Origin of the sequence: Aeromonas sp. Y293-4 (assembly GCF_027705905.1) — a bacterium.
In the GTDB taxonomy this organism is placed as follows: domain Bacteria; phylum Pseudomonadota; class Gammaproteobacteria; order Enterobacterales; family Aeromonadaceae; genus Aeromonas; species Aeromonas veronii.
On sequence record NZ_JAPDCI010000038.1, the window covers coordinates 1 to 8,678 of the forward strand.

The following is an 8,678-nucleotide window of genomic DNA, read 5'->3' on the forward strand; positions in this document are numbered from 1 at the left end:
CTATCTGGAAAAGGTACTGGATGCTGGGTTGGCTAAATTGACCTCAATTTAACAATTTGTTCACGCTCTCACCCTGAGGCTCACACCGCTGACCTGGTTTACCACGCTGTGGTAGCTCTCCCAGTTATACTTCTGCACTGGAATATCGACTGCGACACCATTGTCTGACCACCGTTCAGCGGACACCATATATTCGTAGTGGTCCCCCTCTTGTTCATCAGGGGCAAGCAGTCCCGGAATCGTGGAGAAAGGCATCTCACCAGCATAGATGTAGTAGTAGCTTGGCTCCGCCGGAATAGCATCATTGCCGGGGTATTTAAGGTTATTAAACAACGTGCATAGACGATCGACTTCTGCGCTGTCCACGAACACCCCCCTGAGGAAGGTGAAGACCTGTCGATCATCAGCAGGAGTATTCTGCTCGAGGAACCCATCAAGTACGACCCACGGGCCCACCAGTCCATCAATATTCTCTACTTCGAGGATGCCGCGATAGTCTGGTTGCGGCCCTGTCACTATCCAGTCGCCAACACCTGTAGGTTGGCCGCTGAACAAATCTGGGAGTTGAAGGGTGATTCTTGCAGCTTCGGGCGGGAATGTTGGGTCTATGTCCGCATCTGAGGGTCGATCGTTGCGCCAATCGGCAAGGAGGCCCTGCGCACACCGGACACCCCACATCTCGAAGTAAGCAATCCAGCCATACTTCTTCCCATATCTGTCTACCTTGTGCTTGTCACCGCCACTACGGGGACCAGGGTCCATTTGCCGGTCAACAGCTTTGAAGGCTTCGGGGTGATAGCCAAGCTCCAGCATTCGCGAAACGATTAACGGCAACACACGCTGGTACTCTGGATGACTGTCGTCGTAGTTCCCCCGATCTGGAATCAGTGACCCGATGGTGTAGTTACCGAAGTCCATTCGAATCGCCTCACTCTTTGCATCCTCGATCATCACTGGATCATATTGCGGCGTGTTCTCAAACGGATTGGGTAGTTGGCTAAAGGGTGGAAGGAGGTGAGCTGCCTCTTCCTCAGAAAAACAGCCCGGATCAATCATTCTTGCGATGGCAATAGTTCCCAGGCAGTACTGTTGATATAACGCATGCCAAGTAGGATACGGCGCTCCAGGCGCGAACATCACTTGATAAATCTCACGGGCAACGCTAGGCAGAGCCTTGCGCATCTCTACAGCACAGATATCCGACCAAGTGCTCAGTGCCGCTCCGTAGGCTACGGCGAACATCCGCTCGGGGACGTACGGGTCTGAAACAGCAATTGACTCGACAGCCAGCTGGAAAAACACCGTTGGCTGTTTGATGGCAAATTCGTAAAGGGTTTTGGTAGCTAGGTCTCGTAGACTTCTGGACGTCGATGTTAGTGTCCACATCACCCAGCGCGCCCGACGAATTTCTCGCTCGTCAAGACCATCCGATTTCCATCTGGACGACAGGAACTTGAATTCAGCCTCAACTTCCTTAGACTTTTCGCGAACCCACTCCGACCAGAATAGATCGCGCTGCGTATTGGACATGGACAACAGCACTCTGTGCAAAAAGTCCATGTCAAATGGATGCGCTCGCGCTGCCCTAGTGCCACGAAGTCTCGTGAAAGCAATATGCGCGAACTGCTTCGACTCCTGCATTGCGTGTGCGAATCGCTCCACCGTTTCACGTCCGATGTGTCTTGGGTCTGATTGCGGCGTTAATAACAGAGCGTTCAGAACGACTTTCTCGTCCGATAAGTCTTGCCACAGCTGGCGCCTACCAAGGTGTTGCGGATACAGGCCAACCAGAGCCCGAAACACGTCAAAGGCGAAAGTATGCGATCTTGAATCACGGAATTGGAACTGTGCACATCCTTCATCGCTTCGTAGCCACGATGCCAAGCCAGGACTCTGAAGCAGGTGGCGCGCTATCATATATCCAGCCATCAGGTCGTATGAAAATGCGATTCCTTGGCTACCTGCTTCAGTAGTTGTTCGTACGAGGATTCCTTCTGATTCAAGCGCGCGGATGATGCTGGCATCCCAGCCCATGTCTCGAACAGCCGTCCGAGCAGCATTGAACTCCACGCTTCTCACGTTGCCTTCCCAAAGGAGGCGCGCGATCGTCAGCAAAGAATCTTGCACTTCATCCTGATAGATGCGAGGTGCCCTCGGTAAAAGCTCAACCACTCGTACGGCAACCCTATTGAAGTGCTCTTCGAACAGACTTGTAAGCGAACTGGGCAGTGCCTCCACCCCGACTAGGTGCTGGCGACGCGGGTTTGCCACCTCACAAAAGATTCGAAGCGTTAATGGGTGCTGTAAGAACTCGATTGGTAGGTCTGCGTCGGTGGCGTCAATCTTGTAGTAATTAAAGTACTTGTCGATGGCCGTCTGCGGGTCTTCCCGGAATCCCTGGTGTTCAACCTGAGGAAACTCCTCCGGCAGGCACATCTGCGCAAACTCATTTCGCAAGGTGACAACTAGCAGGACATATGGAAAGGTCTTCAGCAGCTCTTCCGCGCGAGCGAGTTCGTCCTTCCAGTTCCTCGGATCTTCTGCCTCATTCAGCCCGTCGATAACAATCGGAATGCGCTTACCTGCGCGCTGTCCCGCTGCGTCTACCGCCTCAACCAGCCGGTCGAAGCTTTCCGCCGGCTTGCCAGCAATCTTGAAAGCAGATGCGAGCTCGTCGAGCCCATGACCTGCATGAAGGTTCTTGCCCAGGAGCAAGACGCCGCCGGGGACATCTCCATCCGGCTGTGTCACCTTGACGGCTAGCTCGGATTTTCCTTCGCCTGCAGCAGCTAGTACTGCCACGGCTCGAAGGCCGATTGACTGCTCCAAACTACGTATTGCCGAAGAAACTGAGTGGATGTCCGCAACCAAGTTTGCGGCTAATGGAGCTCCGGCGGAGCGTGCTCCACGCATCTTCGAGAGCAGTCTGTCATAGCGTGCCGATTGCAACAGGTTCGAGGTCATTATCTGCTGCACAGCATCGAAGTCCCCCTTGCCGAGCGCTGTATGCAAGCTATCAAGCAGATAAACCAGCCCGGTGGCTCGATCCAAGAGCGCGTCGACTTCAGCTTTGAGTTCTGTTTTGAGTTGCTTCGTGAGCGAAGCAATGTCCGTGGAATTAGTCTTGAGAGCACTTGAGAGTTCCACCAGTGATTTCCAAGCACTCTGGCTACCCAAGCTCCGGAGTACCTTCTCCTCGGCTTCAACGACAACATGAACTGTTGGTTGGTATCGGATCTTGAATGGAGCCGCAGCGAGCTTGTACTGCTCCGCAAGAAGCTCAGGAGTTAGAACGAGCTCGCCGAAGTAGGTTTCTCGAAGTAGTGCTCCTGGCCCAACCAGGAGGTCTTCGATGTCCGTTGCTGTCAGCAGATCCAACTTCAACTCGGGGAAGCGGTCTTTCTCAAGTGCGAAGAACCACTCTTGGTCCCCCTTTGTCAGCGTGTGGTGCGTCCAAAGCTTCCAATCGGTCACTCCTGGCACATGCTTGCGCGTCTTCTCCATGCCCTCGATGATCTTATTTTTGCGCGCGGCCCCTAAGTCTTGTCCATTTGTCAGTTCATACCATTTGCATTGCCAGCCAATCCAGCGTGGTGGCTCTCCGAGATCACAAGGCTCATGCAACTGGAGGTGGAACTCCACACCAGGCTGGTTTGCAAGTTGTTTAAAACAACCAAAGCGTCCGTAGTGGCGGCGCACCAGAGCGCGGCAAAGCGTTTCGAAGTTCTCCTCCGCCGCACCGGGTAACTTTTTGAATACATCCCAATTTGCTTCAGGCATGGAGTTCTCTCTGTCAGCTGGCGTTGGCGGGGTCGGACGGGTAGTCGTGCGCTGAGAAGATTTCGACCTTCGCCCCAGCCTCGATGAAGATCTTCACGAACGCGGACACCTCAGCCTCGTCAGTCTCTACAGTGATTCGAGCACCTTCACGCTTGAGGTAATGATCAGATACAAGCTGGCCGAGATCCGCTGGTCCTAAGGTGTAGAGTTTCAGGCTGCGCAGTAACGAGAGCATGTCATCTGAAAATCTCTGATCCTCTGGTTCAGCAAAAGCAATTGAGTAACTGTCATCTTTTGAAGCCTGAGCGCTGAGCCTGTCAATATTCTTCTCGACCTCCTCTGCGTCTTTCGCTCGTTGGAACCTTCCGATGAGAACCAGATTCATCGAATGCTCAGACCCATATCCGTTCCAAATCTTCATGATTGCGCCTCTCGTTGGATCTCGAAGGTATTTCTAAGTCGTTCAAGCGCCGACAGAACACCGGCGCCTCCAATTTTCGCGCCGATGGGCGAGTAAGAACTCTCACGCAGCATTCCGGAAGCGTCTATGTGCGCATAGGCCTGAAGGCCTCGCTCATCGGGGAGAGGGTCGCAGGTAGGCAAACCTGACGCACCCGCTTCACTGACCGCAAGGCGAACCTTGCCTTTGTAGTTGAAGACCCACTCCTGAAGTGCTCGGCCCACCACTCCATCAATGCTTGGAACCATGGTGGTTGCCTGTTGAGGAAGCAGCAGTAATTCGCTGGCACCAACCTTGTGGGCGAGCTCGCTTAAGGCGTCAAGTTCTGTAACCGTGTGCTCATTGACTACGACGTTAATCCCAAAAGGAGATAGGGACTCGATTAAATCCATACCTCGAAGCAGATGCGCAAACGGCTTCCCGCGTTGTTTTTCATAGGTGCTACCTACCCCGTCAATACTAATGCGTGCGAAGTGTATCGAGCCCTTGAGGCTCTCGACTAGCTGTGGGGTCAGGCGATGACCATGAGTCGTGAATGTGACCGCGAGCTGAGTCTCCCCCGCAACCCGTTTGCATATGTTGACGAAGTCAGGATGCAGAATCGGTTCACCGCCGCCAAATCCGATGCCGAGGCACCCCTCGGTATCCAGTTCTTTCAACCAGCGGAGCACCTGGTCAGTACGCAGTGATGCCTTGTGCTTCGGCGCGTAGCAGTACCCGCAGTGAAGGTCGCAAACATTGGTTAGTGCAATTGATACCTGTCGGGGGGACGTAGACCACGACGCCTCTGTCGGGCGCAACTCATCTAGCAGAACATTCAGACCTGAAAATCGATCGAATAAATGAGCACCATTTGGGCCAAGTCTTAATTTCATAAGGAATTATCACCGAAAGCAGTTCTACCTTTAGCTTGTTCCACATTCTGTGCTACCCAAGCAATGAACTTGTGTATCGGAATGCAGCGGGCATGGTGCATATATTTTACCGACAATTATGCTCCTCTAAACTGGCTCGAATACCGGCACGTGATTGCGATGAAATTGCTCGATGCCGTACTGGCGCAAGGTCTCCAGCCAGCGTTCAGCCACAGTGCGGCCAACCTTAAGCTCAAGCGCAGCCTCCCGCAGCAGCAAGAACTCGGTACGCAGTGTGGTCGGCATGATGCCGGGATCGTCAGTATTCACTAGCACACGCACCGGGCCTCGGCGCAGACCGTAAAGGTTGGCCGCGGCTCCTTGCTCAAGCGCCGATTCGTCAGGCGGATACCAACGGAAAATCGGGTGTTCAGCGTGTGATTTTAGCCGTGCGATATAGACATTAGACGTAGGGTTCGCCTCGATGATCAGCCCAAGCTTGTCATACTCGGTCAGCAGCCAGTCCTGCAGCGCGTGCATGAAATCCAACTCGGCCGGAGTGTCCACATCCTCCAGAATGTTCTCATCAGCATTACGGCCAAACTTGGGGTGAAACCCGCCATGCGCCGCCGCTTCGTCACCCATGCGCACAATCACCAACGGAACTTCTGTCAGCGAAGTCAGCCAAACATGCCGAGCATGATAAAGCTGGCTCGCCAACGTGCGCTGCTTGCTCAATTCTTGATGATCAGGTAAAGCGCACAACTCTTGCGAAGTGACTGGCCAGCCATCACCAACCTCACTCAGGCGATAGTGACAATTACGTCGCAGCCACCATGCCTGATACAAATCGTCCGGTGTCGCGTGACCCAACGGCGCCTTCTCCAAATCGGCAGTCTGATCGACAGACTCCTTCTCATCGCAGCCTGCGTCAGCCATCAAATCTGGCACTTCCCACCAGCTCGACTTGCGCCAGAAACGCATAATGCGCCGCTCGAACAAGGGTAAAACCTGCTGCGCCAAGGGCAGTATTCCACTCAGCACACTGGCGTGATGCCATAGCCAGACCAGATTATCCAGATGCTCGTCGAGCGGCAGTAGCATCTCGCCCTGCCGGGTAGCCCACTGTTTCGGCACTATGCCGAGCGCCAGTGCATGTCCCAGCCGGTCGCCTTCGCGCATCTCACAAAAGCGTACCGTCTCGTCGATATGGCGCATGCCCGACGCAGGATGGGCATAATCCTCGCCGGCATGAATACTCAGGTGAAAGCCAGTGCTGGCTCGCTCGCCATCTGGTCGAGATTTGAAGCCACTGCGCAGCCAGCGCAGCACCGGAGCAAACCACTCAATCTTCAGTGCGTTTTCATCTCCCGCCACATCCAGCCCACGAAACCATCTGGCGGGCTGGAAATGGAAATTAGGGTTCAGCTTACCACCTAAAAACTCGGCCGCATTCCAGCCGGAAGCATTGTGCAGATTGCGCATTAGCTTCTCAGCCTCTTGCCACAGCTCTTTGCCATCCGACTTGGGGCGCTGGTTTTGTTTGTGCGCCTGCGAGCGGAAGAAATGGCCACAAAATTGCCAGCGTTCCATTGCCTGCATGGTGGCCAAAGCTTGCATATCCAGCTTGATATCAGATTCGCCAAAAATGTAAGGGGGCTTTGGTAAAGACAAGCTGGCATTCGCCATCAGACCGCGAGCAATTTCACTAACTAACTTAGGCTTGAATGCCAATGGCCCTGACTTGATTTCTCCCAGATCAGCCCGACCAGCCCACAATCGGCGAATATTGCCTTGATAGTCACCACCCCGACCAAGCGCGGCCTTATAGTAGCGCTCGGCAAAACGCGTCAACCCTTGCCCATCCATGATGAGGCTGCGACGCAGCTGATTGACGGTCTGCCAGAACCACAGAATGGCTGCACGTTGAAGCGGATGCGAGTCTTGCTCACTGTAACGACGGCAAAGATAGACATGCAGCCAAAGCCAGCGATTGGCATCATTACGCTTCATCGACAATGCAAATTCGCCTAACAGCCAATCGGCGCTGCCAAGAGTTGTGGCACGCTGGCTGGCGGCCAGAAACTCCCAGTCAGGCTTGCGGATAGGTGTGTCCATGACAAGGTTGAGTCGCTTCAATTGCTGCGGCCAATCTTCCGGAGGACACGGCTCCAGCAACAACAACAGACGTTGCCGCGCGTGCTGCAACAGGGGCTGAAGGTTGCCGTGTTGTTCGCGCTGCCACAGACTCGACTTGCCATCAAGATTCAGCGATTGCCCAGCCAGCAGATAGTCATCGAGGATCGCGCTATCGGCGGTAACGCCCCAGAAATGCACATGACCTTCAGCAAACGGCAGCGATGGGTTGCCGGGAGGGGCGAAAAATGCAGTCTGTGCCGACACTACGCGCCGAATATCGTTCGCTTGTGGCTGCGGCATCTCATCGAGCCACTGTGCCAAATGCCAGCCGGCCAGCAGCGTCGGGTCAAGCCCTGCCGCCAGGCGCACATACGCCTGCACCTCCCCCTCGCGATAGCACAGTAAGTCGCCATTGCGCTGCAGTAGCCGGTGTTGCAGCTCATCCAGCCACGGCAATGTGGGGGTCAGTAGTAAATCGCCATCCAGCATTCGCTCCATCAGCTGACGCACATCGGTCAGCCTGTGCTCGCGTGGATAACGCGCCTCCACACCCTCCACCAGCAAATGGTAGAAGTCTGCTTGCAGCCGATGCCAGCGGTCAGATTCCAGATCGTCAGCTGGCTTGAGCAACTTGTCCCAAAGCCATGTGGCCAACCTTTCATCGCCGAAAAAACACTCGGCGGCATGTTCAGTCAGGGTGCGCTGGAGCATCAAAATTGGCCAGGAAATTTATTCTGGAGTGCTTTTTTCAATACACTACGCTCTGTAGCTTTGGGATATTCAGTTTCCATGTCATTGAAAAGGTTATGGCACTGCTTTTGTGACCAATCTTCTATTGCTTTCGCTATGCTAAACTCAGTCAGCCTGTCCCCAGTATTTAACCCAAGCTTCTCGCATAACCAAGCTTTAGGCTTGGATGCCAGTCCAACTTTTGACGCAGTTTTGCCTAGCATTGGCGGTTCTGAGGAAGTAGTTGATACTTTATCCAGATTTGGAATCTCATCAATCCACTTACGTAATGGGTGAGTTGTCAATACATAAGTTATTGATCTTATGCCTGCACCATAATGCTTTCTTTCCTGAGCTGTTTTCATGTCTGGCAATGGCAATTGATTATTACGTGGAGCTAAATGACCAATATTCATCTTGAAATGCTCATTGCTCTCGAAGTTTTTTGCTGAATGCAAGCCAACACCAGTAGTTAATTCAGGCAATCCAAACAAGCGACCTTTCTCGAAGCTGCCAAATGCCGACCAGGTTGCATAAAATACCAGCCCTGCTTTGTTCAAAGCTGCAGCCAGATCACTTTCTCTGTTACCATTATCAGAAACCATGGCATACACTTTTTCGAACACTTTGTAGATAAGCCCAGGGCGAGATCGTGAACGTTTTGAAGCAATGTTAAGAGGATTTGACCGACCGATCTGGGTGTGATCTTATACTCT

General features: G+C 53.5%; 5 protein-coding genes. All 5 read right to left on the reverse strand.

All coding sequences use genetic code 11. The annotated features are described in order from the left end of the window. Positions 1-60 precede the first annotated feature (60 nt). The 5 genes from OKC31_RS21045 to OKC31_RS21065 all read right to left on the reverse strand — a co-directional run bounded on the left by OKC31_RS21045 (position 61) and on the right by OKC31_RS21065 (position 8,567). Complete coding sequence (locus tag OKC31_RS21045) at positions 61-3,780, reverse strand: hypothetical protein (protein ID WP_270657656.1); 3,720 nt, start codon at positions 3,778-3,780, stop codon at positions 61-63. Positions 3,781-3,793: 13 nt separating this feature from the next. Next, a complete protein-coding gene (locus OKC31_RS21050; RefSeq protein ID WP_144716087.1) occupies positions 3,794-4,201 on the reverse strand; it encodes a DUF6375 family protein in 408 nt (135 codons plus the stop codon). After that, the gene (locus OKC31_RS21055) at positions 4,198-5,115 is read right to left on the reverse strand and encodes a radical SAM protein (RefSeq protein WP_144716088.1); all 918 of its coding nucleotides are present in this window, start codon (positions 5,113-5,115) and stop codon (positions 4,198-4,200) included. The genes OKC31_RS21050 and OKC31_RS21055 overlap by 4 nt, the downstream gene beginning before the upstream one ends. 126 nt (positions 5,116-5,241) lie before the next feature. Next, a complete protein-coding gene (rdrB, locus tag OKC31_RS21060; RefSeq protein WP_144716089.1) occupies positions 5,242-7,944 on the reverse strand; it encodes an antiviral RADAR system adenosine deaminase RdrB in 2,703 nt (900 codons plus the stop codon). Beyond that, positions 7,944-8,567, reverse strand: a complete 624-nt coding sequence (locus OKC31_RS21065) for a hypothetical protein (protein WP_270657658.1) — start codon at positions 8,565-8,567, stop codon at positions 7,944-7,946. Before OKC31_RS21065 ends, rdrB begins: the two co-directional genes overlap by 1 nt. Positions 8,568-8,678 lie beyond the last annotated feature (111 nt).